The 26,000-nt window shown below is 69.4% G+C and carries 27 protein-coding genes and 1 pseudogene; 10 read left to right on the forward strand and 18 right to left on the reverse strand.

What is annotated here, in order from left to right:
- Positions 1-26 precede the first annotated feature (26 nt).
- Both SY91_RS29040 and SY91_RS29045 read right to left on the reverse strand, forming a co-directional pair.
- On the reverse strand, positions 27-1,064 hold the full coding sequence (locus SY91_RS29040; RefSeq protein WP_043887468.1) for a LysR family transcriptional regulator: 1,038 nt from the start codon (positions 1,062-1,064) through the stop codon (positions 27-29).
- Entirely contained in the window at positions 1,061-2,035 is a 975-nt protein-coding gene (locus tag SY91_RS29045) for an AraC family transcriptional regulator (RefSeq protein ID WP_023476076.1), read from the reverse strand. Before SY91_RS29045 ends, SY91_RS29040 begins: the two co-directional genes overlap by 4 nt.
- Positions 2,036-2,184: 149 nt before the next feature.
- Between SY91_RS29045 and SY91_RS29050 the strand changes: the two genes are divergently transcribed.
- On the forward strand, positions 2,185-3,291 hold the full coding sequence (locus SY91_RS29050; protein WP_023476075.1) for an NAD/NADP-dependent octopine/nopaline dehydrogenase family protein: 1,107 nt from the start codon (positions 2,185-2,187) through the stop codon (positions 3,289-3,291).
- Complete coding sequence (locus tag SY91_RS29055; protein WP_023476074.1) at positions 3,288-4,298, forward strand: 3-hydroxybutyryl-CoA dehydrogenase; 1,011 nt, start codon at positions 3,288-3,290, stop codon at positions 4,296-4,298. Before SY91_RS29050 ends, SY91_RS29055 begins: the two co-directional genes overlap by 4 nt.
- A gap of 11 nt (positions 4,299-4,309) precedes the next feature.
- Here the strand turns inward: SY91_RS29055 and SY91_RS29060 are convergent, their stop codons facing one another.
- The 8 genes from SY91_RS29060 to SY91_RS29095 all read right to left on the reverse strand — a co-directional run bounded on the left by SY91_RS29060 (position 4,310) and on the right by SY91_RS29095 (position 12,651).
- Complete coding sequence (locus SY91_RS29060; protein WP_023476073.1) at positions 4,310-5,647, reverse strand: MFS transporter; 1,338 nt, start codon at positions 5,645-5,647, stop codon at positions 4,310-4,312.
- Positions 5,648-5,823: 176 nt separating this feature from the next.
- Positions 5,824-6,870: an ABC transporter substrate-binding protein gene (locus SY91_RS29065; protein ID WP_011548368.1), complete on the reverse strand. Its 1,047-nt coding sequence runs from the start codon at positions 6,868-6,870 to the stop codon at positions 5,824-5,826.
- A complete protein-coding gene (locus SY91_RS29070) occupies positions 6,867-8,018 on the reverse strand; it encodes an NAD(P)/FAD-dependent oxidoreductase (protein WP_023476072.1) in 1,152 nt (383 codons plus the stop codon). The genes SY91_RS29065 and SY91_RS29070 overlap by 4 nt, the downstream gene beginning before the upstream one ends.
- On the reverse strand, positions 8,011-9,453 hold the full coding sequence (locus tag SY91_RS29075; RefSeq protein ID WP_185921264.1) for an NAD(P)/FAD-dependent oxidoreductase: 1,443 nt from the start codon (positions 9,451-9,453) through the stop codon (positions 8,011-8,013). The genes SY91_RS29070 and SY91_RS29075 overlap by 8 nt, the downstream gene beginning before the upstream one ends.
- The gene (locus tag SY91_RS29080) at positions 9,450-9,797 is read right to left on the reverse strand and encodes a (2Fe-2S)-binding protein (RefSeq protein ID WP_023477801.1); all 348 of its coding nucleotides are present in this window, start codon (positions 9,795-9,797) and stop codon (positions 9,450-9,452) included. Before SY91_RS29080 ends, SY91_RS29075 begins: the two co-directional genes overlap by 4 nt.
- Positions 9,797-10,591 carry an ABC transporter permease gene (locus SY91_RS29085; protein WP_006479666.1) on the reverse strand — a complete coding sequence of 265 codons (795 nt, stop codon included), beginning with the start codon at positions 10,589-10,591 and terminating at the stop codon, positions 9,797-9,799. The genes SY91_RS29080 and SY91_RS29085 overlap by 1 nt, the downstream gene beginning before the upstream one ends.
- Entirely contained in the window at positions 10,588-11,568 is a 981-nt protein-coding gene (locus SY91_RS29090; protein ID WP_023477800.1) for an ABC transporter permease, read from the reverse strand. The genes SY91_RS29085 and SY91_RS29090 overlap by 4 nt, the downstream gene beginning before the upstream one ends.
- Complete coding sequence (locus SY91_RS29095; protein ID WP_006479664.1) at positions 11,569-12,651, reverse strand: ABC transporter ATP-binding protein; 1,083 nt, start codon at positions 12,649-12,651, stop codon at positions 11,569-11,571.
- Between the two features lie 294 nt (positions 12,652-12,945).
- Here SY91_RS29095 and SY91_RS29100 point away from each other — a divergent pair, with 294 nt between their 5' ends.
- From SY91_RS29100 to SY91_RS29115, 4 genes are all read left to right on the forward strand, one after another.
- A complete protein-coding gene (locus SY91_RS29100) occupies positions 12,946-13,848 on the forward strand; it encodes an IclR family transcriptional regulator (RefSeq protein ID WP_006479663.1) in 903 nt (300 codons plus the stop codon).
- A gap of 272 nt (positions 13,849-14,120) precedes the next feature.
- A complete protein-coding gene (locus SY91_RS29105; RefSeq protein ID WP_023477797.1) occupies positions 14,121-14,867 on the forward strand; it encodes an SDR family oxidoreductase in 747 nt (248 codons plus the stop codon).
- A 151-nt stretch (positions 14,868-15,018) separates the two neighbouring features.
- Positions 15,019-15,873, forward strand: a complete 855-nt coding sequence (locus SY91_RS29110; protein ID WP_023477796.1) for a DJ-1/PfpI family protein — start codon at positions 15,019-15,021, stop codon at positions 15,871-15,873.
- Between the two features lie 67 nt (positions 15,874-15,940).
- The gene (locus SY91_RS29115; protein WP_006479660.1) at positions 15,941-16,414 is read left to right on the forward strand and encodes a YybH family protein; all 474 of its coding nucleotides are present in this window, start codon (positions 15,941-15,943) and stop codon (positions 16,412-16,414) included.
- A gap of 112 nt (positions 16,415-16,526) precedes the next feature.
- On the opposite strand, the gene SY91_RS29120 is transcribed toward SY91_RS29115, so the two are convergent.
- Both SY91_RS29120 and SY91_RS29125 read right to left on the reverse strand, forming a co-directional pair.
- Positions 16,527-17,474: a GlxA family transcriptional regulator gene (locus SY91_RS29120; protein WP_006479659.1), complete on the reverse strand. Its 948-nt coding sequence runs from the start codon at positions 17,472-17,474 to the stop codon at positions 16,527-16,529.
- 160 nt (positions 17,475-17,634) lie between these two features.
- Positions 17,635-18,366 (reverse strand): GNAT family N-acetyltransferase, encoded by a 732-nt coding sequence (locus tag SY91_RS29125; protein ID WP_023477794.1) that lies wholly within the window; start codon positions 18,364-18,366, stop codon positions 17,635-17,637.
- A 67-nt stretch (positions 18,367-18,433) separates the two neighbouring features.
- Here SY91_RS29125 and SY91_RS29130 point away from each other — a divergent pair, with 67 nt between their 5' ends.
- On the forward strand, positions 18,434-18,817 hold the full coding sequence (locus SY91_RS29130; protein WP_006493487.1) for a hypothetical protein: 384 nt from the start codon (positions 18,434-18,436) through the stop codon (positions 18,815-18,817).
- A gap of 168 nt (positions 18,818-18,985) precedes the next feature.
- Here the strand turns inward: SY91_RS29130 and SY91_RS29135 are convergent, their stop codons facing one another.
- Positions 18,986-19,843 (reverse strand): helix-turn-helix transcriptional regulator, encoded by an 858-nt coding sequence (locus SY91_RS29135; protein WP_023477793.1) that lies wholly within the window; start codon positions 19,841-19,843, stop codon positions 18,986-18,988.
- A gap of 95 nt (positions 19,844-19,938) precedes the next feature.
- On the opposite strand from SY91_RS29135, the gene SY91_RS29140 reads away from it, so the two are divergent.
- The gene (locus SY91_RS29140) at positions 19,939-20,832 is read left to right on the forward strand and encodes an SDR family oxidoreductase (RefSeq protein WP_023477792.1); all 894 of its coding nucleotides are present in this window, start codon (positions 19,939-19,941) and stop codon (positions 20,830-20,832) included.
- Between the two features lie 41 nt (positions 20,833-20,873).
- Here the strand turns inward: SY91_RS29140 and SY91_RS35540 are convergent.
- From SY91_RS35540 to SY91_RS29160, 4 genes and pseudogenes are all read right to left on the reverse strand, one after another.
- Positions 20,874-21,266: pseudogene (locus tag SY91_RS35540) on the reverse strand (LysR family transcriptional regulator); the annotation flags it as partial.
- A 79-nt stretch (positions 21,267-21,345) separates the two neighbouring features.
- Positions 21,346-22,725, reverse strand: a complete 1,380-nt coding sequence (locus tag SY91_RS29150) for an FAD-containing oxidoreductase (protein ID WP_006479654.1) — start codon at positions 22,723-22,725, stop codon at positions 21,346-21,348.
- 179 nt (positions 22,726-22,904) lie between these two features.
- Positions 22,905-23,483 carry a hypothetical protein gene (locus tag SY91_RS29155; protein ID WP_006479653.1) on the reverse strand — a complete coding sequence of 193 codons (579 nt, stop codon included), beginning with the start codon at positions 23,481-23,483 and terminating at the stop codon, positions 22,905-22,907.
- Positions 23,484-23,531: 48 nt separating this feature from the next.
- Positions 23,532-23,996 (reverse strand): GNAT family N-acetyltransferase, encoded by a 465-nt coding sequence (locus tag SY91_RS29160; protein ID WP_023477790.1) that lies wholly within the window; start codon positions 23,994-23,996, stop codon positions 23,532-23,534.
- Positions 23,997-24,145: 149 nt separating this feature from the next.
- Here SY91_RS29160 and SY91_RS29165 point away from each other — a divergent pair, with 149 nt between their 5' ends.
- Positions 24,146-24,784, forward strand: coding sequence for a LysE family translocator (locus tag SY91_RS29165; protein ID WP_011548348.1), 639 nt, complete (start codon positions 24,146-24,148; stop codon positions 24,782-24,784).
- A gap of 130 nt (positions 24,785-24,914) precedes the next feature.
- Here SY91_RS29165 and SY91_RS29170 read toward each other — a convergent pair whose 3' ends face one another.
- The gene (locus tag SY91_RS29170) at positions 24,915-25,211 is read right to left on the reverse strand and encodes a hypothetical protein (protein WP_185921265.1); all 297 of its coding nucleotides are present in this window, start codon (positions 25,209-25,211) and stop codon (positions 24,915-24,917) included.
- Here SY91_RS29170 and SY91_RS29175 point away from each other — a divergent pair.
- Entirely contained in the window at positions 25,210-25,995 is a 786-nt protein-coding gene (locus tag SY91_RS29175; protein WP_185921266.1) for a DUF3348 domain-containing protein, read from the forward strand. The two genes, SY91_RS29170 and SY91_RS29175, sit on opposite strands and share 2 nt — an antisense overlap.
- Positions 25,996-26,000: the final 5 nt, after the last annotated feature.

Consider the following 26,000-nt stretch of genomic DNA (forward strand, 5'->3'; position numbering starts at 1 on the left):
GCCCGCGCCCGTGTCCGCTCGCGCCGCTACGCGCAGGCGGGCGGCTGCGGCGCGAGCCATGCGTCGAACGGCGCCTGCTCGCCGATATTGAACAGTTCGAGCAGCAGCGCGCGCAGCCAGCGATGGCCGGGGTCCGCATCGAAGCGGCGGTGCCAGTACGCGTTGACGGCCCATTCGCCGGCGCCGGCGATCTCGTACAGCACGCACGGCTGGCGTGCCGCGAACGTGATCGCGATCGTCTCCGGCAGGATCAGCGCGTAGTCGCCGTCCTGCAACAGCGCCGGCACCACCAGAAAATCGGGCAGCGCCGCGCGCACCCGCGGCATCAGTTCGTGCCGCTCGAGCAGTTGCATCGACTGCGGATGCGACGTGACGGCGACGAAGCGCAGCGTGTCGGGCGCCGCGCCGTCGAGCACGAAGTCGGCGGGCAGCCCGACGCGCTGCGCGGTGCGGCGCGGCATCAGCAGCACGCAGCGCTCGTGCAGCAGCGCGGTGCGCTGGAAGTGGCTCGACGCATCGGCGAAATGCCCGAGCGCGAAGTCGATGCGCCCCGATTCGAGCGCGACGTTGAGCTGGCATTCGTCGACGTGCAGCGTCTCGATCACGGCGCCCGGCGCGCGCCGGTCGAACGCGGCGAGCAGCGTCGGCAGGAACGCGCTCGCCGCGAAATCGCTCATGTGCAGGCGGAACACGCGCTGCGTGCTGTCGGGCGCGAAGCGCGAGCCTTCGTCGAGCACGTCCTGCAGGATCGCGAGCGCCTTGTCGACCGAGATCGCGAGCCGCTGCGCGCGCGGCGTCGGCTCGACGCCGGTGCCGGTGCGCACGAACAGCGCGTCGCGGAACATCAGCCGCAGCCGGCCGAGCGCGTAGCTGACGGACGGCTGCGTGACGCCGAGCCGCAGCGCCGCGCGGCCGACGTGCCGCGCTTCATACACCGCGCGAAACGTCTTCAACAGGTTGAGATCGAGATCCTGCACGCGCAGTCCGTCGGACGCGTCGCCGTCGTGCGGCGCGGGGTCGGGTCGGGCCGTGGCCACGGGGCGGCCGGGAGCGGAGAGCGTCATCGTGTCTGCCTCGCGGTGACGGAAGGCGTGTGGCCGTAACGCCGTGCATACGCCTTCGCGAAATGGCCGAAGCCATGGATGCCGTGCGCGATCAATACGTCGGTCACGCTGCGCGCGTCGCCGCGCTGTAGCGCCGCGTGTACGGCGGCGAGCCGGCGCTCGCGCACGTACGCGGCCGGCGACGTGTGCAGGAACGCGCGGAACGCGTGCTGCAGCGTGCGCGGCGCGACCCCGGCGACGGCCGCCAGCGCGGCGAGCGCGAGCGGTTCGCCGAGGTGCGCATCGACGTGAGCGCACGCGCGGCGCACGTGCGCGGGCAGCGGCGGCGTGCCGCGTCGCAGCGCGTCGCTGTACGAATGCGGCAGGTGCGTGAGCAGCAGCGACATCAGCCACGCGGTGAGGTCGGCGCCGAACACCGGCGACGCCGCACCGATGCCCGGCTGCGCGCCGAGCCGGCACAGGTATTCGAAGGTCGGCCGTACGAGCGCGGCGCCCGCGCCGGCACCGCCGGCCGCGAGATCGAATTGCAGCGGCCGCGTGAGCGTCGCCTGCAGCATGTCCTGCAACTTGCGCTCGAGCGCGCCGCGTTCGAGCCGCAGCACGAGGTTGCGGCAATCGGGGCTCGTGCGCAGACGGCTCGGAAGCGCGGGCGACGATACGGTCAGCGCGCCGGGGCCGGCGCGCGCGACGACGTTGCCGGCCTGCAGTTCGCACGCACCGGCGAGCGTCAGCCGGAACAGGAAGTGATCGGCATCGTCGCCGAACTCGATGCGCGTTGCGCGGCCGTAGCAGAGTTCGAGCAGCGCGCCGTGATGCAGCGGCACCTCGTACAGCTCCGCGTGAAACGGATCGCGGCCGGCCGCGGCCATCCGGTGCGGCCCGAGCCGGTGCGCGACCGCGCGTTCGACTTCGTCGGGCGCCTGCAGCGTGCCGAGCCGGTTCGGCGCATGGCGGGAAAGGGCGATGTCCATTCGTAGACCTCGTGGCGGATGCAGGGGCGCGGCGGCATCCGCCGCACCGCGATTGCGTTGCGCGAACGGGCGTGTCGTTGCGCGTTTTGAAGCGACGCGGTGCAAGTGCCCGCGTAGTCTCGGACATACTCGATCACCGGGAGAAAACGATGAAGGTATGTGTTCTGGGCGGCGGCCACGGCTGCCATGCGGCGGCCATCGACCTGCTCGAAAAAGGCCACGACGTGACGTGGTGGCGGCGCGATCGCGAGCCGCATGCGCGGCTGCGCGAGCTTGGCGTGCTGAACGTCACCGACTATCGCGGCAAGCGGGCGGTGCCGCTCGGCGATGCGCCGGGCGCGATCCGCCTGACCGACGATCTCGCCGCCGCGCTGCGCGGCGCGCGGCTCGTCGTGGTGCCGCTGCCGGCCACGTCGCACGACGCGCTCGCCGCGCAGGTCGCGCCGCTGCTGGAGGATGGCCAGGTCGTGTTCCTGCCGCCCGGCACGTTCGGCAGCGTCGTGTTCGCCCGCGCGGCCGCCGACGCCGGCAACCGTGCGCGCGTCGCGTTCGCCGAAACCGGCACGCTGCCGTATCTGGTGCGCAAGCATGGCGACAACGACGTCGTGATCAGCGCGTACGCGACGCGCCTGCCGACCGGCGTGTGGCCGGCGAACGCGGCCGGCTGGGCGTTCGACGTGCTGCGCGCCGGCTATCCGTCGGTCGAGCCGGTCGAGGATGCGTTGTCCGGCGCGCTGATGAACGCGGGCCCCGTGATCCATCCGCCGCTGATCCTGATGAACGCCGGGCCGCTCGAACACTTCGACGCGTGGGACATCCACAACGAAGGCACGCAGCCGTCGATCCGCCGAGTGACGAACGCGCTCGACGCCGAACGCATCGCGGTGCGCGAAGCGCTCGGCTACCGCGCGCCGCATTTCCCGCTCGCCGATCACTACGCGACCGACGGCGACCAGTGGATGTACGGGCGCGGCGCGCACGGCAAGCTGACCGATAGCGGCGACTGGCGCGAGAAGATCGATCTGCGCACGCATCGCTACATGCTCGAGGACACCCGGCTCGGGCTGTCGTTCATCGTGTCGTGCGGGCGCTGGGCCGGCTTGCCGACGCCCGTCGCGCAGGGGCTGCTGAGTATCGCGAGCGCGGTCGCGGTGCGCGACCTGTATGCGGAAGGGCGCACGCTGGAGCGGCTCGGGCTCGCGGCGCTGTCGAAGGACGCGCTGCGCGCGCTGCTCGACGCGGGGTACATGGCATGAAGGCGGCCGCCGATGTGACGCGCATCCACGTGCTCGGCGCGGGCCGGATGGGGCAGGGTATCGCGCTCGTGTTCGCGTTCGCGGGCCTCGACGTGACGCTGATCGACTTCAAGCCGCGCGATGCGGCCGGCTGGCACGCGTTTGACGTGCGCACACGCGACGAGATCATCCGGCCGCTGCATGCGCAGGTCGCGCTGGGCCGCATCGATGCCGTGCAGGCGGATGCCGTCGTCGCGCGAATCGCGCTCGTCGTGCGCGACGGCGCGGCCGATGCGGTGCGCGATGCCGACATCGTGTTCGAAGCGCTGCCGGAAGTGCTCGATGCAAAGGCCGACGCGCTGCGCTGGCTCGGTGAACACGTCGATGCGCACGCAACGATCGCGTCGACCACGTCGACGTTCGTCGTCACCGAATTGCAGCGCCACGTCGCGCACCCGGCACGGATGCTGAACGCACACTGGCTGAACCCCGCGCTGCTGATGCCGCTCGTCGAGGTGAGCCGCAGCGACGCAACGGATCAAGCCGTCGTCGACGCGCTCGCGGCGCTGCTCGAACGCGTGGGCAAGAAGCCGGTGATCTGCGGGCCGGCGCCCGGCTACATCGTGCCGCGCATCCAGGCGCTCGCGATGAACGAGGCCGCGCGGATGGTCGAGGAAGGCGTGGCCAGCGCCGAGGACATCGACACGGCGATCCGCACCGGCTTCGGCCCGCGCTTCGCGGTGCTCGGGCTGCTCGAATTCATCGACTGGGGCGGCTGCGACATCCTCTACTACGCGTCGCAATACCTGGCCGGCGAGATCGGCCCGCGCTTCGCGCCGGCCGCGAGCGTTGTGCGCAACATGGAAGCCGGGCGCGACGGCGTGCGTACGGGCGCCGGCTTCCACGACTATGCGGCGGTCGACGTGCCCGCGTACATGCGCCAGCGACTCGGCGAATTCGCGCGGCTGCTCGACCATCTCGGGCTGGCGCCGGCGTTCGGCAGCGCGCGGCGCGACGCCGGGCGCTGAGCGGCGCGCGCTCATGCCGGGTCGCCGCGCGAACCTTCGGCGGGCGGGGTGCGCGTCTCGCGCATCACGCACAGCGTCGCGACCGTGACGAGGTCGAGCGCAATGAGGAACAGCGACACCGGCCACGACGCGTGATAGCGCGCGAGCAATGCGGTCGCGATCAGCGGCGACATCCCGCCCGCGAAGATCGACGCGACTTCGTGGCCGAGCGCGACGCCCGAATAGCGCACCTCGGTGCTGAACAGCTCGCCGACGAGCGCGGGCAGCGTGCCGATCATCGCGCCGTGGCTCACCGCCGTGCCGACCGTCAGCGCGAGCCACACGAGCGGCGTCACGCGCGTATCGAGCAGCCAGAAGAACGGAAACGCGCATGCGACGAGGCTCAGCGCGCCGATCAGGTACACGGGCTTGCGGCCGATCCGGTCGGACAGCCGGCCCCAGGCGAGCATCGCGCCCATCTCGACGATCATCGCGATCATCACGCCGGTCAGCATCGTGCCGTTCGGAATCCCGAGATATTTTCCGTAGACGAGCGAGAACGCGAGGAAGATGTACGCGCCGCCGTTCTCGGCCACGCGCAACCCCATCGCGAGCAGGATTTCCTTCGGGTGGCGGCGGATGCACTCGACGATCGGCAAATGCGCGTGTGCGCCGCGCTTGCCGGCCTGCTCGAAGTCGCGGCTTTCCGGCAGATGGCGGCGGATATAGATGCCGATCGCGAAGATCGCGACGCTCGCGAGGAACGGCAGCCGCCAGCCCCACGTGCGGAACGCGTCGTCCGGCAGCGCCTGCGCGGCGAGAAACGCGGCCGACGACAGCACGAAGCCGCCGCCCACGCCGAGCTGGCTCCACGCCGCGTAATAGCCGCGCTGCTCGGGCGGCGCGTTTTCGCTGATCATCAGCACGCCGCCGCCCCATTCGCCGCCGGACGCGATGCCCTGCAGCAGGCGCAGCACGACGAGCGCGGCCGGCGCCCACAGGCCGACCTGCGCATAGGTCGGCAGCAGGCCGATCGCGAAGGTCGACGCGCCCATGATCAGCAGCGTCCAGACGAGCGATGCCTTGCGTCCGTAGCGATCGCCGACGTGCCCAAACACGATCCCGCCGAGCGGCCGCGCGACGAAGCCGAGCGCGAACGCCGCGAATGCGGCGAGGCTGCCGGCGAGCGGCGATGCGCCGGGCGGGAAGAACACGTGGCCGAACACCAGCGCCGCGGCCGTGCCGTACACGAAGAAGTCGTACCACTCCATCGCGTTGCCGGCGACGGAGGCGATGACGATCCGGCGCAGTTGCCGGTCGGCGAGCGGCCGGACGGCGCTCGGGGATTGCACGGTGTCGGTCGGGTACATGGCGGAACTCTGAAGGGGGAGGCGGGCGCGTGCCGTCTTCGCGATGCATGCGGCACTGCGGGCTAGTGTTGTCGGCCCCGCCGGCCCCGGTCAAATCCGCAGAAAAAGGGGAGTGTCATCACTCCCGCAAATGATGGTCGGGGCGCGCGTGGCCGTGCCAGCGCGCGCCGGGCCCGTCACCGCTCGATCTGCCGGTTCCACCGCGTATCCCACTGCGCGCGGCGCGCATTGATCGCGGTCCAGTCGACCACCGTCACCTTGCGCACCAGGTCGTCGACGTTGCCGAGGCTCTGCTGCATCGGGGCCGGCATCTTCGCGAGGCGGTTGGTCGGAATCTGCTTGCCGGCCTCGGCCGCCTTTGTCTGCGCGGGCGCGGACAGCAGGAACTGCGCGAGCTTCTGCGCGAGTTGCGGATCGGGATTGTTCGCGACCACGCACAGGTCGACGAGCAGCAGCACCGGGCCTTCCTTCGGGTTCGCATACGCGACGGGGATGCCCTTGTCCTGAAGGTCGCCGACGCCGGTCGGCGTGAGCGGGAACAGGCCGGCCTCGCCGGTCTGCACCATCTCGGAGATCTTCGCCGAGTTCGGGATGTACTCGACGACGTTCGGCCCGACCGTGCTCGCCCACTTGCCGAAGCCGGGCTCGACGTTCTGCTCGTTGCCGCCGAGCAGCCGGTTGATCGCGAGGAAGCCGTGCAGCCCGAACGTGCTGCTCGACGCCGACTGGAACACGACCTTGCCCTTGTATTTCGGATCGGCGAAATCCATCCACGAGGTCGGCGGCGCCCAGCCTTTCTCGGCGAACAGCTTCTTGTTGTACGCGATGCCGGTCATCCCGAGCTGCACGCCCGCGCCGACGTCGTCCTTCATCCGCGCGAACGGGTACAGCTCCTTGAGCACCGGCGAATCGTCGAGCTTCTGGCACACGCCGAGGCTCACCGCGCGCGCCATCACGCCGTCGTCGAGGAACGCGACGTGGATCTGCGGCTTGTTGCGGTTCGCGAGCAGCTTCGCGAGCACGTCCGACGACGTGCCGGGCACGATCACCACCTTGACGTTGTTCGCCTTCTCGAAGTCGGGCAGCACCTGGCTCGTATAGGCCTTCTCCATCGGCCCGCCGTTCATGCCGACGTAGATCGTCTTCGTTTGCGCGAACGCGGGCGCGCCGGCGCCTGCGATGCAGAGGGCGGCGGCCGCCGCGATCGTTCCGAGCAGTTTCATCTTTGGGTTTCCTCTTGACGGAAAGGGGCGGTCGGCACGGCTTGCGGGAAGAAGCGGCCGATCGAGAATGCATCGAGTGGCGTCGCGGTTTCGCCGGTGGTGATGAGATCGGCGAGCACGTCGCCGACGCCCGGCGCGAGCAGGAAGCCGCCGCCGGAAAAGCCGAACGCATGCAGCAGATTCGGCGTGGTGCGGCTCGCGCCGATGATCGGGTTGTGGTCGGGTGTGCAGCCCTCGACGCCGCTCCACGTGCGGATCAGCAGTGCGTCGCGCAGCGCGGGCAACAGCGCGCACGCATCGCGCATCACCGCGCGCGTCGTATCGACCGACGGCTGGCCGAACTCGCCGTCGCCGCGGCCCCGGCCGCCGCCGATCACGCAGTTGCCGCGCGCGACCTGCCGCGCGTACACGCCGCCGCCATACACGCCGAGGTTGTGCGCGATGAACGGCGGCAGCGGCTCGGTCACCCACATGTTCGGGTAGATCGGCTCCATCGGTACGGCCTCGCCGAAGCGTTCGGCGATCGTGTTCGCCCATGCGCCCGCCGAATTGATCAGCCACGTCGCGGTGCGCGCGCGGCCACCCGCCTGCAAGTGAAAACGCGTGCCGTCGTGATGGACCGCGTCGACGGGCGTGTGCTCGAACACGTCCGCGCCCGCCGTGCGGGCCGCGCGCGCGAACGCGGGCGACACGATGCGCGGGTTCGCATGGCCGTCGGTCTCGCACAGCGAGCCGCCGAGCGCCGCGCGGCCGAGCCACGGGTAGCGGCGGCGGAACGCGTCGCCGCGCATCACCTGCAGCGGCAAGCCGTGTTCGCCGGCGAGCACGGCGTACGCGTCGAGCGCATCGAGATCGGCGTCGCTGCGTGCGAGTCGCAAGTGGCCGGACACGACGAATTCGCCATCGATGCGGATCAGCTCGGGCAGGCGATCCCAGATGCGCCGCGCCCGCAGTGCGAGCGGTAATTGCTCGACCGGCCGGCCCTGGCAGCGCACGCCGCCGTAGTTCACGCCGCTCGCCTGCGCGCCGCAGTCGCGCCGTTCGAACAGCCCGACGCGCAGCCCGCGGCGCGTGAGCGCGAGCGCGGCCGACGCGCCGACGAGGCCGCCGCCGACGATCGCGACGTCGTAATGCCGGATCTCACTCATCGCGTGCCTCGTCGGGAATCGCCGCGACGTCGTCGCCCGCGAGCGCGGCCGAGATCGGGAACGGCTTCACGGGTGGTTGCGCACGCAACCGGCCGACGTCGGCGAGCGGCCGGCCGGTTTCGGCGGCCAGCACGAGAGCGGCCGCATCGCCGCACATGCGGCCCTGGCAGCGGCCCATGCCGACGCGGGTCAGCGCCTTCAGCCGGTTCAATTCGGTCGCCGCGCCGTCGCGCACGCAGCGGCGCAGCGTGCCCGCGTCGATCTCTTCGCAGCGGCACACGATCGTGTCGTCGGGGCAGCGGGCAGCCTGTTCGGCCGGCGGCGCGAACGCGGCTTCGAGGCCCGCGCGGAATGCGCCGATGCGCGCGAGCGTGCGTTCGAGCGCCGCCGCGTCGGGTTGGCCGGACGGCGAGCGCGATGCGATGCCGGCATCGTCGAGCAGCGCGAGCGCCGCACGCCGGCCCGACGCTTCGGCCGCGTCGGCGCCCGCGATGCCCGCGCCGTCGCCGGCGACGTAGAGGCCGCGCACCGACGTGCGCCCGGCCGCGTCGCGTTCGGGCAGCCACGCGCGGTTGAGCGGGTCGAAGCCGAACCGGCAGCCGGCGAGATCGGCAAGCTGCGTTTCGGAACGCAGGCCGAAGCCGAGGCCGAGCGCATCGCAATCGAGCACGCGCGGCGGCGCGGGCTGCGCCGAGTCGCCGGCGGCGCGCCATGCGAGCCCCGTCACATGTTGATCGCCGAGCACGCGCTCGAGCGTGACGCCCGTTTCGATCGCGACGCCATGCGCGCGCAGCCAGCCGTGGTAATAGAGCCCTTTCGCGAAGATCGACGGCATGCGCAGCAGCGCGGGCGCTGCGCCGGCCTGGCGGCGCAGCGGGCTCGTGTCGAGCACGGCCGCGACGTGCGCGCCCGCCTTCGCATACTGGTAGGCGACGAGGTAAAGCAGCGGCCCCGTGCCCGCGAACACGATGCATCGGCCGATCGCGCAGCCCTGCGCCTTCAGCGCGACCTGCGCGCCGCCGAGCGTATAGACGCCCGCGAGCGTCCAGCCGGGCACGGGCAGCATGCGGTCGGTCGCGCCGCTCGCGACGATCAGGTGCGAGTACGGTACCGTCACTTCGCGGCCGTCCTGCAACGTGTCGACGCGGCCCGCGCCGCATGACCACGCAAGCGTGTTCGGCCGATAGTCGACGTGCGGCAGCAGCGTGGCCATCGTCCGGTGCACCGCGTCGGCCTTCGCGGCCTCGAAGCCGTACAGCGTGCGCTTGCCGCGCACGAACGCGGCGTTGGCCGGCGGCTGACGATAGATCTGTCCGCCCCAGCGCGCGTTCTCGTCGATCACGACCGGGCGCAGCCCGGCGTCGACCAGCGCCTCGGCCGCGCGCACGCCGGCCGGCCCCGCGCCGACGATCACCGGTTGCAGTGCGGCGCTCACGATGCGTCTCCGGTCGCGGCCGGCCGGGCGGTCGTGAGAATCCGCATGCCTTCGGCGATCGGCGTCGAGCATGCGCGCATGCGTGCGCCGGCTTCGGTGCGCACCCAGCAGTCCTGGCAGGCGCCGATCAGGCAGAACCCCGCGCGCGGCTGACCGCCGAATTCGCTGACGCGCACGCGACGCTGCGCGACGAGGATCGCGGTGAGCACGGTGTCGCCGGCAAGCGCGTGCGCGGGGCGGCCGTCGAGCGTGAACGCGACGGCGGCGCGCTCGCGTTCGGCGACCCGCACGAACTGCGCGCCGTCGTCCGCGACGTCGGTGGAAAGGGAAACGGGAGTCGTCATCAATGTTGGCCGATCAGGATGCGGTTCAGGCCGTACACGCGATCGAGCAGCAGCATCGCGCCGGCGGTGATGAAGATGACGAGCGCCGACACCGACGCCATCATCGGGTCGATCGATTCGGTCGCATACATGTACATGCGCACGGGCAGCGTGACCGTCTGCGGCGACGTGACGAAGATCGACATCGTCAGCTCGTCGAAGCTGTTGATGAACGCGAGCAGCCAGCCGCCGGTGATGCCCGGCACGATCATCGGCAGCGTGATGCGGCGGAAGGTCGTCCATGGGTCCGCGCCGAGCGAGCACGCGGCCTGCTCGATGCTGCGGTCGAGGCCGGCAACGGACGCGAGCACGAGCCGCATCACGAACGGCGTGATGACGATCATGTGCGCGAGCACGAGCCACGCGAACGAGCCGGTTGCGCCGATCAGCGCGAAGAAGCGCAGCAGCGCGATGCCGAGCACGAGGCCGGGAATCACGAGCGGCGACAGCAGCAGCCCGTTCAGGAATGCGCGGCCGGGGAACGTCGCGCGGCCGATCGCGAGGCCGGCCGGCAACGCGATCGCGAGCGACAGCGTCGCCGACGCGAACGCGAGCTTCACGCTGTTGACGAATGCGGTGACGAAGTCGGGATAGTCGAGGATCGCGCGGAACCAGCGCAGCGATACGCCATGGGTCGGCAGCGTCAGCGTTTCGTCGGGCGTGAACGCGACCAGCACGACGATCGCGAGCGGCGCGAGCACGAACAGGATCACGAGCGTGTGGAAGGCCAGCGCAAAGGGGCCGTTCTTTCTCATCGCGATGCGCCTCCGAGGCTGCGCGCGTAGCGGCGTTCGAGCACGCGGTAGTAAGTGAGCATCACGACGAGGTTCGCGGCGAGCAGCAGCACGGCGATCGTCGCGCCGAGCGGCCAGTTCAGCGAGCCGAGGAATTCGTCGTAGACGGCCGTGGCCGCGACCTTCAATCGCCGTCCGCCGAGCAGGCCCGGAATCGCGAACGCGCTCGCCGACAGCCCGAACACCATCAGGCTGCCCGACAGCACGCCCGGCATCAGTTGCGGCACGACGATGCGGCGCAGCGTCGTGAACGGCGATGCGCCGAGCGACAGCGCCGCGTGTTCCGTCTGCGGATCGAGCCGCTGCAGCGCGGTCCACACCGGAATCACCATGAACGGCAGCATCACGTGCACCAGCGCGATCACGATCGCGAACGTCGTGTATTCGAGCTTGTACGGCCCGAGGCCGACGAGCGCGAGCGCCTGGTTCACGAGGCCGCTGGTGTTCAGCAGCATGCTCCAGCCGAACGCGCGCACGACCACCGACACGAGCAGCGGCGCGAGGATCGCGAGCAGGAACAACGAACGCCACGGGTCGCGCATCTTCGACAGCACGTACGCTTCCGGCGTGCCGATCGCGACGCAGATCGCGGTCGTCAGCGCGGCGATGCCGAACGTGCGCGCGAAGATCGTGTGGAAGTACGACGAGCCGAGCACTTCCGCGTAGTTGCCGAACTGGAACGCGGCGATCGGGCCGGTGGCCGGGTCGAAGCGGTAGAACGTCAGCACGAACGTCATCGCGAGCGGCACGAGCACGAGCGCGGCGAACAGCGCGAAGGCCGGCGCGCACATCAGCCACAGCGGCGCGTACGCGCGCCAACGCGCGCGCGGCGCGTTGCCGCCGACGGCGCGCGGCGACATTGCGTCGGCGGCGGCCGGGGCGGCCGCGAGCCCGGCTGGCGCGCCGTCGGTCGAGAGCGGGCGGGAAGGCTGTCCCATTCAGGCCTCCCGGCGCATCACGCGCACGGCGTCGCTGTGCCAGTCGATGCCGACCGGCGCACCTTCCGCGAGCGGCTCCGTGCCTTCGTTCTGGCAGCACACGAGCACTTCGCCGAGCGCGCTGTCGACGCGGTACAGCCACTGGCTACCGAGGAAGAAGCGGCTCGTGACGGTCGCGGCGAAACGGCCGGCGTCGGGCGCGCACAGCCGGAGCTTCTCGGGGCGGATGCAGACCGACACCGCATCGCCCACGTGCATGTCGCGTTCGCGTGGCGGCAGGTGCGCCGTGCGGCCGGTCTCGGCGAGATCGTGCCCGAGATCGATGCGGATCGCGTCGCCGTCGTGCGCGACGATCGTGCCGGGCAGCAGGTTCGCCTTGCCGATGAACTGCGACACGAAATGATTCTCCGGGCGTTCGTACGCGCGGTACGGCGTATCGGTCTGCGTGATGCGGCCGGCTTCCATCACGACCACGCGGTCGCTGATCGACAGCGCTTCCGACTGATCGTGCGTGACCATGATCGTCGTCGTGCCGATCTTGCGCTGGATTGCGCGCAACTCGAACTGCATGTCCTCGCGCAGCTTCGCGTCGAGGTTCGACATCGGCTCGTCGAGCAGCAGCACAGGCGGCTCGATCACCACCGCGCGCGCGATCGCCACGCGCTGCCGTTGGCCGCCCGACAGCTCGCGCGGAAAGCGGTGCGCGAGCGCATCGAGCCGCACGAGCGCCAGCGCCGCGCGGATGCGCTCCGCGCGCTCGGCCTTGTCGACGCCGCGCATGTCGAGGCCGAAGCCGACGTTCTCCGCGACGCTCATGTGCGGAAACAGCGCATAGCTCTGGAACACGATGCCGAGCCCGCGGCGGTTCGGCTTCAGGTGCGTGATGTCCTGCCCGTCGAGCGCGATGCGGCCGCGCGTGACGTCGACGAAGCCGGCGATCATCTGCAGCGTGGTCGTCTTGCCGCAGCCGGACGGCCCGAGCAGCGACACGAATTCGCCTTGTTCGACCGACAGGTTGACGTCCGCGACGGCGGTGAGCTCGCCGAAGGTTTTCGTCAGATCCGTAAGCGTGAGAAACGACATGGGGAGCTCCGGGTTCGCGCACCGCCTGGCCGGTGCGCCGATGACGCGGACTCTAGCCAGCCATATTTCGGCGCGTCAATTTGGAATTCTGCTGAACGGGATGAATTTCTGAAAAATTCCATTGAATGGAACGAACAGGAAAATCGCGTGCGAATCGTTCCGCTGGATGAGGGGCGGCCAACCCGCGAAATGAGCGCGTCAATCCCGTGCACACCCGGATGCCTGCGGATTTTCGGCCGGACGACAATGGCGGCTACCGTATTCCGTTCAGTGAAATCGTCGAGGAGAGCCGGCATGCAGGAACCCCATTTGCCCGGAACGTCGTCGGCTGAGCGCATGCCGCACCCGGACGAGGACGCTGTCCCGGCTGATTCGGCCGATGCGGCCGGCGCGCCCGGCACCGGCATGCTGCAGCGTGCGTTCGCGATCCTGCGCGCGCTGGCCGGCATGCAGCAGGACGGCGTGCGCGTCACGCATCTCGCGAAGGCCGTCGGCCTCACGCAGGGCACCGCGCACCGGATCCTGCAATCGCTGATCGCCGAAGGGATGGTCGAACAGGACGAGCAGTCGAAGCTGTACCGGCTGAGCGTCGACTTCTTCGCGCTCGCCGCGCTGGCCGGCAACCCGAGCAGCATGCGCACGCTGTGCCGACCCGCGCTGCTGCGGCTGTGCGCGAGCCTCGGCGAAACCATCTTCCTGCTCGTGAAGAGCGGCTTCGACGCGGTGTGTCTCGACCTGTGCGAAGGGCCGTTCCCGATCCGCTCGTTTACCGGCGACATCGGCGGCCGCATCGCGCTCGGCGTCGGGCAGGGCAGCCTCGCGATCCTCGCGTTCCTGCCCGAGGCCGAACGCGAGGAGGTGATCCGCTTCAACGTGCCGCGCATCCGCGGCTACGGCGTGCTCGACGAGGTGTATTTGCGCACCGAGATCGAACGCGTGCGACAACTCGGCTACGCGGGCCGCAACAGCGGCGTGCTCGACGGGATGGCCGGCGTCGCGGTGCCGATCCTCGATCGCACCGGTTATCCGGTCGGCGCGCTGAGCGTCGGCACGCTCGCGTCGCGGCTCGGCGACGACCGGATGCCGATGGTAGTCGAACTGCTGCGGCGCCAGGCCGACGCGATCGGCCCGCGCACGAATCCGTTCGACGCCGCGTTGCGGCGGCCGATGCACGGGTTATCGGGGAAAACCATCTAGCGCGCGTCACGCGTTGCCGTTTCATCGGCTTGCTTGCGCAAGTCATTTACGTTCGATCGAGGCGCGCAGGGTCCGGCGGACCTGCGCGCTTTTGTTTTTTAGCGGTGCCGCCTGCGCACCGCGAATGGCGTTTTTCGAGGGTTATACGACCTTTGAGTCATTTGCGTCCCGTTCCATACTACACATGAACGATCAAGCCGGAACCCGCATGCAAACGCGATGACGCGTCGCCTATCCGGCCTGGTCAACCACGACATGAAAAGGAACGGAAGATGCGACTCAAGAGCAAATCGGCGTTGATCACGGGCGGTACCAGCGGCATCGGTCTGGCCACCGCGAAGCTGTTCGTTGCAGAAGGCGCGCGCGTCGCAGTGACGGGGCGCGACGAACGCGTATTCGAGCGCGTGAAGGCGGAACTCGGCGAGCAGGCGGTCGTGCTCAAGGGCGATGTGCGGTCGCTCGACGACATGCGGGCGATTGCCGGCGAGGTTAACGACAGGTTGGGCGGTCTCGACGTGGTATTCGCCAATGCCGGCTGGGCGTTCCCGTCCGCCGTCAACGACATCGACGACACGCTCTACGACGACATCATGGACGTCAACGTCAAGGGCGTGGTGTTCACGCTTCAAGCGGCGCTGCCGTACTTGCGCGAAGGTTCGTCGGTGATCCTCAATACCTCGTTCGTCGCGCAGACCGGCAAGCACGGCATCTCGCTGACCGCCGCGGCGAAGGCCGCCGTGCGTTCGCTGGCCCGCAGCTGGTCGTACGAATTTCTTGACCGGAAAATCCGCTTCAACGCGATCGCGCCCGGCGCGATCGATACGCCGCTGCTCTCGAAGTGGGGCAAGCCCGACGAATGGGTGCGCGACCGCAAGGCCGAATTCGCCGAAACGATTCCGGTGGGTCGCATGGGCCACGCCGACGACATCGCGTACGCGGCGCTCTATCTCGCCAGCGACGAATCGTCGTTCGTCGTCGGCACCGAGCTGGTGGTCGATGGCGGGGCGTCGCAGCTTTGAGCCTGCGCGTCACGCTTCCTGGGCCGGCACGCCATCCCGGCTCATCCCCATACCGATTTGACGTCCGCCACCCCGTTCGCGGTGGCGGTTATTCGATCCGGCCCGGCGTGGTCGCGCTCGCCCATGGGCCGAAGTGCAAGGAGCAATCATCTTGACCGACAGTAGCGACAATCATGCCCCGGGCGGGCAACTCACGCGGGCAGGCCGTTCGCGCCGCGATGCCCTGAAGTTCGGCAGCGCCGCCACCCTCGGCGCCGTGCTGGGCGGCGGCGCGTTGCTCGGGCACGCCGCGCCTGCGCCGGCACCGACGGGCAGCGCAGGACTGCTTGCGCCAAACGAGCCGCTCAACATCCTGATCGTCAATTACGACGGCGGCACGCTGCTCGACTTCGCGGGCCCGAGCGAGATTTTCCACCGGCTGCCGAATACGAACGTTCGCTACGCGAGCCTCGACGGCGGCAACGTGACGCTCGAATTCGGCGTGGTGTACGGGAAGACCGAACGGCTGGCCGATATCGACCGGACCGACTTGATCCTCGTGCCAGGCGGGTCCGATTTGTCGGCGCCGATGCGTCCGGCGTATCAGGCGCAGATCCGGCGTCTGGCGGAGAGCGCCAAACACGTGACGTCGGTGTGCAACGGCTCGCTCGTGCTCGCCGCGACGGGCGTGCTCGATGGCAAGCGCAGCGCCTGCCATTGGGCGTTCGTCAACAAGCTGGCCGAGTACGGCGCGATTCCCGTTCCCGATCGCTTCGTCGAAGACGACGACGGCCGCTTCATGAGCGGCGGCGGCGTGACGGCGGGCATCGATTTCGCGCTGCGCGTGGCGGCGAAGCTGCGCGGCCGGCAGGCTGCCGAATACACGCAGCTCGTCGTCGAATACGATCCCTATCCGCCGTTCCACTCGGGTCATCCGAGAGAGGCGCGGCCCGAACTCGTCGCGATGGTCGACAAGAAACTGCCCGGCGCATCGAAGGGACTCGCGCGCGTTCCCGGCGTCCGCTGACACGCTGGCCGGCGACGCGTACAGGGTCGCCGCCTCTTCAATTTAAACCCGATTCGGAAATCATACGATGCGACGGATTCATCTTTGTACGGCCGCGCTTGCAGCGTGCGTGTCCTTTTTTGCACTCGCGGCGCCGGCTGTCGCCGGTGGTGCGCAACGCCTGCCGGAAGCGGCGATCAAGGCCGAAAACGCACGGTGGGCGGATGCCTTTGCGCGAGGGGACTACGACGCGATCGGCCGCCTCTATACCGACGACGGCACGCTCTTGCCGCCGGGCGGCGACAAGGTCACCGGGCGCCGCGCGATCACCGAGTACTTCACCAGCGGGTATGCTGGATCGAAGCCCGGCACCGTTTCGTTCAGCAATGACGAGTTCTACGGTAACGACCGGGTCGTGACGGAGGTATCGGATGTGGAGGTTCGCGACGGTGACGGAAAGCTCAAGATTCGCGCGAAGCAGACGCTCGTCTTCCTGAAGCAGGGCGGCACGTGGAAGCTGCATCGCGACATGTGGAACGCTTACCCGCCCGTCAAGGACTGACGGTCGTCGACGTCCGGCGAAATGGCGCGTTGCGTAATCACGCTACGCGCGCGCCCATCATCCGTTAGCGAGACGTCGACCACGCAGGGCGTTGTAATCGGCAGGCGTTCGATCAGCGCGCTGCGTTCGACCTGCTCTCGCGCCGAATCGCTTGCGGCGGGTGTCCGAGCAGCTTGATGAAGGCTCGGCGCATCCGCTCCGGATCGGTGAATCCCACTGCCAGCGCAATCTGTTCGATCGGTTCGCTGCCGCCCTGCAGGCGCAGTCTCGCCGCTTCGACGCGCAAGCGCTCGACCGCCCTCGCCGGCGTTTCACCGGTTTCCCGGCGAAATGCGCGCCCGAACTGTCGCACGCTCAAGCTCGCTGCATCGGCGAGCCGTTCAACCGGCAACGCTTCGGCCAGGTGCTCGCGGGCGAAATTCAGTGCGATGCGGATGCGATCCGATTCCGGCTCCATCTGCGACATCGCCGAGAATTGCGATTGCCCGCCGGGTCGCCGATACGGCACGACCAGCAGCCGCGAGACCTCGCGCGCGATCTCCGCGCTCATGTCCCGTTCGATCATGCCGAGCGCCAGGTCGATGCCGGAGGCGATGCCTGCCGATGTCCAGACGCGGCCATCGACCACATAGATACTGTCGCCGTCGACCCGCGTGCGAGGGAAGCGCGACTGCAACTGCGCGGCGTATCGCCAGTGCGTCGCGGCTCTCAAACCGTCGAGCGAACCGGTTTCCGCCAGCAGAAATGCACCCGTACACACGCTGGCCACTCGCGACGCCTTGGCGGCCAGCTTGCTGGCCGCGGCAATGTTTTCCGAGGTCTGCATCGGGGCGATATCGCCGCCGACGAACACGATGGTGTCGAACGCGCGCCGTCCGACCGGCTTCGTGTCGATCGAAAGGCCGGTATTGCCGGGAATCGGGCCGCCGAACGGCGAGACGACGTGAAGATCGTAGGGCGTATGGCCGGCGGCAGTGGCCACCTGATTGAAGGCCGACAACGGGCCGCCCAGATCGAGCGCGTCGTAGCCGCGGCAAACGAAAAATCCAATGCGATGCATGACGAAGCAATTGATCGAGAACCCCGGAATGGCGAATTTTACCGGGAACCCTCGAATTGTGTCGTTTGACTGGAAACGAGGGAAAAACGTCGTTTACGCCGCCTTCGATCGACTGTATTCGTTTGCGCCGCGCTGATGCGATGCCGACGGAAAGCGACGCTCAGCGACGATAGATGAACTCCAGATCGGTCGATTCGCCGACCTTGAAATCGTACGTACCGACCCGCTTGAAGCCCGCCTTCTCGTAGAACGCGATGGCCTTCGCATTGCCTGACCACACGCCCAGCCATACCGGGCCGGGGCGCGTCGCGGCGAGATACGCGAGCGCGGTGTCGAACAACGCCCGTCCGGCGCCGGTACCTTGCGTGCCGCGTCGAAGGTAGATCTGATGGATCTCCCCCGAGCCGTCCGCCACGTCCGGATGCGGAAGCTTGCACGGCCCCGCGTGCGCATATCCGACCAGCGTGCCGTCGTCGCCTTCTGCTACCCACGTGCGGCACTGCGGGTCGGTGAGCTGTCCGGTGATCGCTGCCACCGAGTAAGTCCGGGCTTCGTATTCGGCCAGATCGTGCGGCGGGTAGTCGATGCCGAATCCGTCCTGCAGAAAGGTTTCGCGAAACGTATCGCGCTTCAATTCGGCAAGCGGGACGGCATCGGCCAGGGTCGCAACGCGGATCAACATGACGCTTCTCTCGGTTCGATATCGGGCCGACAGTTTATCCCGGGTGATGTCGGGCAGCCGCTTCGTCGCTTGCCAACCGGCGACCGTCGCGGTCGTGCAGGCGGCTTCCCGATGCGGGAAAAAGCGCCGATTTTGCAGCGCAGCGAAAGGCGCCGACGCTTGCCTGACCGGGCCTCCGTAACCAGCCGAAACTGTCAGCACGGCAATCATGCGGATGCCGATGGTTGACCGCCGGCGGACATGCTAGGATTTCCGTCAAACAACTCCGGAGACTGCGATGCCGTTCATCTGCGAAAACGTTGAATGTCGTGCCGTGCTGGCTCGCGGGCAGGTCAGGCACCATCAGGAGGGCGCCGGCTGGTGCTTCTACTGCCCGGACTGCAACACCAGAAACGAGTTGATGAATATCGGCACGCTCAGCGGCCCTGTCGAGCTGGTTCAGCCGGAGCGGGCGAGCCCGCCGCACAAGGTGGTCGCGACGGCCCGGCCGCTGGACGACGGCCGATACGCGGCGCAGTTGAGCGTCCAGCGGGCGCTCGCCGTGAAAGGCACCTATGCGGCCGAAGAGCACTGGGATGAACTCGGCGTATTCGGCGACGCGCAGGAAGCCGTCGCGCACGCGAAGTCGTTCGCCACGGATCTGCTGCAGCGTGCCGCGTAGCCGGCGCTTTTCCGTAAACGAACAAAGGGGCGTCGCGCATTCGTGCGCGACGCCCCTTTGCGTATTCCGCCCGCGTTCGTCAGCGGTGGATACCGAACGACGAGGTCTGCCTCGTGATCCGCTGATACGTGTCGTCCTGAATCAGGCTCCCGGGAAAGCCGCGTAAGGTCATACAGCCGGCGCCTGCGCCGCGCGCGCCTGTTCGCGGGCCGCGACGAGTTCCCGGATCCGCGCGCGATCGGCCGGCGTCACCGGCGTGAAGATCACGAGGCTCAGGTCCGGGCTGCCGGTGACCGAGAACGCCGAATATTCGAGCGCGATCCGGCCGGCTTGCGGATGGCGGATCTCCTTCGTGCCTTCGTCGTGTGTACGGATATCGTGGTCGCGCCACATCGCGTCGAATTCGGCGCTCGTCGCGCGCATCTCGTCGACGAACGCCTGCACCGCCTGCGTCGCGCCACTGCGCGCGATGTCCGCACGAAACGCGCCGACCGCGAATCGCGCGACACGCTCCCAGTTCGGCTGCGCGTAACGCACGCCCGCGTCGACGAAGATCAGCCGCAGGATGTTGCGCGCGGCCGGCGGCAGCGTCGCATAGTCGGTCAGCGTCGCGGCCGCCGCGTCGTTCCAAGCGGCGACGTCCCACGTCGCGGTGCGGATGATCGCGGGGCTCGCGTCGAGCGAATCGAGCACGTGCTGCAGGCGCGGCGTCACGCCGGCCGGCGCGTGATAGCGCACCTCGGGCGGATGGCCGACGCCGATCAGGAACAGGTGCTCGCGTTCGGCCTCGTTGAGCATCAGCGCGCGGGCGAGCCGGTCGAGCACGTCGGCCGACGGCGCGCCGCCGCGCCCCTGTTCGAGCCACGTGTACCACGCGGCGCTCACGTGCGCGCGCTGCGCGACTTCCTCGCGCCGCAGGCCCGGCGTGCGGCGGCGCGTCGCCGGCAGCCCGAGCGCGACCGGGTCGAGTTTTTCGCGGCGGTCCCGCAGGTACGCGCCGAGCAGGTTGTCGGGGGCGTCAGCCATATCCTGTTAGTTCGTTTACCAGTAAACCGTCACGACTTCACCGCGAGCGGCGCTCGACAGATAGTAAGCCTCCATTTCATCCGGAGGTGCTGAACATGCGTGTCTTTGTTACGGGAGCATCGGGATTCGTCGGCTCGGCCGTCGTGGCCGAGCTCGTGGCCGCCGGGCACTCGGTGCTCGGGCTGGCGCGGTCCGACGCGGCCGCGGCGTCGATTGCCGCGGCCGGCGCCGACGTTCATCGCGGGTCGCTCGAGGATCTCGACAGCCTCACGCGCGGCGCCGAAGCCGCCGATGCGGTGATCCATACGGGATTCAATCACGACTTCTCGCGCTTCGCGCAGAACTGCGAACTCGACCGCCGCGCGATCGAGACGATCGGCGCGGCGCTCGTCGGCTCGGCGCGGCCGCTGATCGTCACGTCGGGCCTGGCGCTCGTCGCGCCAGGCCGCGCGGCGACGGAGGACGATCCGCACGTGCCGGTGTCGGCGAACTATCCGCGTGCGTCCGAAGCGACGGCGGTCGCGCTCGAAGCGCGCGGCGTGCACGCGTCGGTCGTCCGGCTGCCGCCGTCCGTGCACGGCGACGGCGATCATGCGTTCGTGCCGCGCCTGATTGCGTTCGCGAGGGAGAAAGGGGTGGCGGCGTACATCGGTGACGGTGCGAACCGCTGGCCGGCCGTGCACCGGCTCGACGCGGCGCGCGTGTACCGGCTCGCGATCGAGCGCGGCGCGGCCGGCGCGCGCTATCACGCGGTCGACGATACGGGCGTGCCGTTTCGCGCGATCGCCGAGGTGATCGGCCGGCGGCTGAACGTGCCGGTCGTCGCGAAGTCGGCGGCGGAGGCCGGCGAGCACTTCGGCTGGTTCGCGATGTTTGCGGGGATGGATGCGCCCGCAACCAGCGAGCGCACGCGGGCATCGCTCGGCTGGGCGCCGACGCAGCCGGGGTTGCTGGCCGACATCGACCGGCCGCGGTATTTCGAAAGCTGACGAGCGGCGCGTGCCGCTCGCCATGGGGGCGGCTCGGACAACGGCTGGTCGCTCGCGCCGAGCACGACTTCGATCTGCGGATAGCGCTGCTGGAAGTCGGGTAGCGCCGGAATCACGATCGTCTTCGCGAGCGCGAGCGCAATGTCGATCCGCAGCCGGCCTTTCGGCACTGCGCGCTGCTTGGGGAACGATGCGAACGCATCGTCGATGCCGGCGAGCAGTTGCACGCAGCGCGCATGAAACGCCTCGCCTTCGGCCGTCACGCTGACGCGGCGCGTGCTGCGGTTCAGCAGCCGGACGCCGGGCTCCTGTTCGAGCTGCTGCACGGCTTTCGTGACGGCCGGCCGATGCAGCTGCAGCGCGTCGGCGGCCTGCGTGAAGTTGCCGCATTCGACGATCTGTACGTAGATCTGCATCGTTTGCAGGCGGTCCATGGCGTTCCCGGATGGCGTGGCGAGCGGCCATCTTCGCACACCGATGGAACCGGATGCGCGGCCGCCCGCCTGCCATGCGTCATTCGACCGGATGCAGATCCTGCAGCAGCGTCGGCACCAGCTCGGACACGGTCGGGTGGATATGCATCGCGCGGCTGATCGTCGTGTACGGCGCGCCGGCGGTCATCACGTCGAGTATCCCGTGCACGACTTCGTCGCCGGTCACGCCGAGGATCGACGCGCCGAGGATCGCGTGGCTGTCCGCATCGACGATCACCTTCATGAAGCCCTGGCTTTCGCCTTTCTCGACCGCCCGGCCGACGCGGGTCATCGGGCGCGTGCCGACCAGCAGCCGGCGGCCCGTCTGCTTCGCTTCCGCGAGCGTCATGCCGACGCGGCCGAGCGGCGGATCGATGTACATCGCGTAGGCCATGATGCGGTCGGACACCTTGCGCGGATCGTCGTCGAGCAGATTGGCCGCGACGATCTCGTAGTCGTTGTACGCGGTGTGCGTGAACGCGCCGCGTCCGTTGCAGTCGCCGAGCGCCCAGATGCCGGGCACGTTGGTGCGCAACTGCTCGTCGACGGTGATGTAGCCGCGCGCGTCGGTAGCGACGCCCGCGCGGTCGAGCCCGAGATCGTCGGTGTTCGGCACGCGCCCGACCGCGAGCAGCAGGTGCGAGCCCGCGACCTCGCGGCCGCCGCCCGCGCAGTCGAGGCCGACCACGATGCCGTCGCCGTCGCGGCGCGCACTCAGGCAGTTCGCGTCGAGTTGCACGTCGATGCCTTCCTTTTCGAGGATCTCGCGCACGGCCTGCGACACGTCTTCGTCCTCGCGGCGGATCAGGCGCGGGCCTTTCTCGACGATCGTGACCTGCGAGCCGAAGCGGCGGTACATCTGACCGAATTCGAGCCCGACGTAGCTGCCGCCGACGATCACCAGGTGATCGGGCAGGAAGTCGACGTCCATCATCGTCGAGTTGGTCAGGTACGGCACCGAGTCGAGGCCCGGCATCGCAGGCACCTGCGCGCGTCCGCCGACGTTGATGAAGATGCGTTCGGCTTCGAGCACGTCGTCGCCCACGCGCACCGCGTTCGCGCGTTCGAACCGGGCATGACCCTGAAAGACGGTCGTGTTGTCGAGGCCGCGCACCCATTGCTCGACGCCGTGGTTCGAGCGGCCGGAAATCTGGTCCTTGCGCGCCTTCACGGCTTTCATGTCGACGGTGACGGGGCCGCCGACCGACACGCCGTATTCGCTGGCGCGCCGTGCGAGCTGCGCGGCGTACGCGCTCGCGATCAGCGTCTTGGTGGGGATGCAGCCGGTGTTCACGCAGGTGCCGCCGAAGCGGCCGCGCTCGACGATCGCGACTTTCATGCCCGCGCCGGCGAGCCGCGCGGCGAGCGGCGGCCCGGCCTGGCCGGTGCCGATGACGATCGCATCGAAGTGTTGCGTCATGACGTCCTCCTGTGCGGGGGCAACGAGGAAAGGGGCAGGCGCAAGCCGCATGCCGTGCCGGCGGTCGCGCGGGCGACGAGCGCCTATGGTAGACCTGTTGGCCGGGTGCCGCGAGCGGGGGCGGCGCGTCGTGTGGCGTTGAAAAACGGCACCGCCGCGGGCGTCGCGGTGCGCAGCCTTCAGTCCTTGCGTTTCCACTGCCCGAACGACACCGGCCGGTGCGCGTCGGCGCGCGTGACGGTGACGTGGTCGGGCTGGTCGTCGAGCGGAAACGATTCGGTGACGATCTGGCTCGAAAACAGCCAGCCGTGCGTGCGCGGGTCGTAGCGGAACGTGATGTAGTCGGTCCAGTGCTGGCCGCACGCGACGAAGTTCTGCACGGTGAAATAGCGGCCCTTCACCGACAAGCCGTTGTCGGCCGCATCTTCAGGATCGAACGGGTCGCACTGGCCGCCCTCGTTCGCGCGCAGTACGACCTGGTCGTTGCGGGCGGCGAGCCGATACGTGTGGTCTGCCTGTTCCTCGTAGATCAGCAGCGGACGCGGCGACGGTTGGTCGCGCGTGTCGACCGCGCGATGCACGACGACGAGAAAGCTGTGGCGTCCGTTGTCGACATCGGGGCCGGCTTGCGCGAGCAGCGGCTGGTAGCCGGGCGGCAGCTGCGCGGCGATCGATTTCGGCAAGGTGTCGGCGCGGACGCTGAACGAGAGGGCGGCGAGCAGCGGGAGCAGCAGGGCGGAAAGGCGAAGAGCGCGCATGGCGGGCGGTCTGGTCGAAAGGGGGAAAGGGGGACGAGTCGCGCGGCGTTACAGATCGCGCCCGAGAAAGTCCGTGCCCGGCACCGGATTGAACGCGACGGGCGGCGCGGGCGTGAAGCCGAGCGACGCATACAGTTGCCGGGCAGCGACGAATTCGGGCAGCACGTCGAGGCACATGCGCGCGTAACCGGCCGCCTTCGCGTCGCGCAGCAGCCGTTCGACGAGCTGGCGGCCGACGTTCAGTCCGCGCGCCTCGGGCCGCACGTACACGCGCTTCATCTCGCAGGTCACCGCGTCGATTTCGCGGAACGCCGCGCAGCCGACCACGCGCTCGCCGCGCCACGCGAGCAGTAGTTGCCCCCGCGGCGCCGCGTATTTGCCGGGCAGCGCGGCGATTTCGGGCTCATAGTCCTGGAAAGCGAGGCTGACGGTCGGGCTCGCGACGTACTCGCGAAAGATCGCTTCGACGGCGGCGGCATCGTCGGGATAGCGGGCGGTGCGGATCGCGATCATGGGCGGCGCGAGATGACAGGAAAGAGGGCCAGCATAGCAGCGCACGGCCGCTTTCGGCCATGCGCGAAGCGTGCCAGAATCAGCGGCTCGACCGTCGGAAACGACACGCAGGCGCCGGCGCAGCGGCGTCGCTCACCCAGGAGACTTCGATGACCGCATCGGCTGCCGTACTCGCCATCCTCGCTGCGCTGTTTCTCGGCGCGATGATTCCGGGCCCGAGCTTCGTGCTGGTGGCCCGCAACTCGATCGGGCTGTCGCGCCGCGACGGGCTGGCCACCGCGCTCGGCATGGGCATCGGCGGCATCGTGTTCGGCGGCGTCGCGCTGGCGGGGCTCTACACGCTGCTGCAGGCCGTCGAATGGCTGTATGTGGGCCTCAAGGTCGCGGGCGGCGTGTACCTGATCTACATGGCGTCGAAGATCTGGCGCGGCGCCGACCGGCCGATCGCGATGGACGATCCGCAGGCGATGGCCGGCGGCAGCGCGCGCAAGTCGTTCTGGACCGGCCTCACGACCCAGCTCAGCAACCCGAAGACGGCGATCTGGTACGGCAGCATCTTCGCGGCGCTGCTCCCGCAGCATCCGCCGCTGTGGTGCTATCTCGCGCTGCCGCCGCTCGTGTTCGCGGTCGAATTCGGCTGGTACACGCTCGTCGCGCTGTGCTTCTCGACGCGCCGGCCGCGCGAACTCTACCTGCGCGCGAAGAAGTGGGTCGACCGCATCGCGGCCGGCGCGATCACGCTGCTCGGGCTGCGGCTGATCCTGAATGCGCCGAAAGCGGGGATCTGAGGGCTTCTCTTTCTCTATCAGCACGTGGCGGCGGCCGGCCCTGGCCGCCGCCGGTTAGCGGCGGGAACCGCCCGCGCCGCTCGCCCGAGCGCGCGTCGGCATCCCGAATTCCAGGATTACCGGTTCATCGTCAGGCCATGGTCAGGCGCGGCTTGCGGAATGCCTGCACCCGTCGTGGCGGCTCGGTCCCTTCATCGTTCATGCCGGGTCGGCGCTGCAAACACACAACGCATGACTTCCCGATGGCGCGGCCGCTCGCCAGCCGCCGCCTCCCGTGTTTCCCGCTCGTCACCACCGCCCGCCGAGCCTTGCGCGACGGGCGTTCCCGTGTGCCGCACGGCACGCCGAACCGCGCCGCTTCCCCGATTCTGGCGGCCGACCACCCGACGACGTGTAAACTGCTGCCTTTTTTGACGGTTTGCAGCATGGTGCAAGCATCTCCGCGCCCGGCGTTGAGCGGTCCGACGCTCGTCCGGCTGCTCGCGCGCCTGGCCGATGCCGACGTCGCGGAATCCCGGCAGACGCTGTCCGACCGGCTGAGCCAGTGGCTCGGCTGGACCGACGCGATCACACTGTCGTCCGCGTTGAATGCGAGCCCGCCGGGTGTCGCGGCCGGCGTGCGCGGCTACGACGCCGAGCGCGACTGCGCGCGCGTGCGCCACGACCTCGCGCAGGCGATCACGGCCACCCAGCGGCCGCGCGCGCGGCGCCGGCCCGGCGACCTGCCGCCGTCGGCCGCCGATACGGCCGATTTCGCGGATTTCCGCCAGCGGTATCTGACCCTCCAGCAGGACATGGAAACGGCGATCGGCCAGTTGCGCGGCCGCCTGCGGGTCGCGCTCGCCGCGCGCTCGTCCGGGATGGCGCGGCTCGCGACGCTCGACACGATCATGGAGCGCGTGCTCGGCGCGCGCGAGCGCAGCCTGCTGTCGGCCATACCCGCGCTGCTCGGCACGCGCTTCGCGCGGCTGCGCGAAGCGGAGCGGCAGGCGCTGGCCGAAGCCGAAGCCGCGGCCGCCGCTGCGCCCGACGCCGACGCATCGGCTCCGGCCGATGAAGGCGCGGCGGCCGACACCCCGACCGTCGCGGCGATCGTGCCCGGCGCATGGCTCGATACGTTTCGCGACGAGATGCACAGCATCCTGCTTGCCGAACTCGAAGTCCGGTTTCAAACGGTAGACGGGCTGCTCGCAGCCCTTCGCACCTGCTAATCAAC

Origin of the sequence: Burkholderia cenocepacia (genome assembly GCF_014211915.1) — a bacterium.
In the GTDB taxonomy this organism is placed as follows: domain Bacteria; phylum Pseudomonadota; class Gammaproteobacteria; order Burkholderiales; family Burkholderiaceae; genus Burkholderia; species Burkholderia orbicola.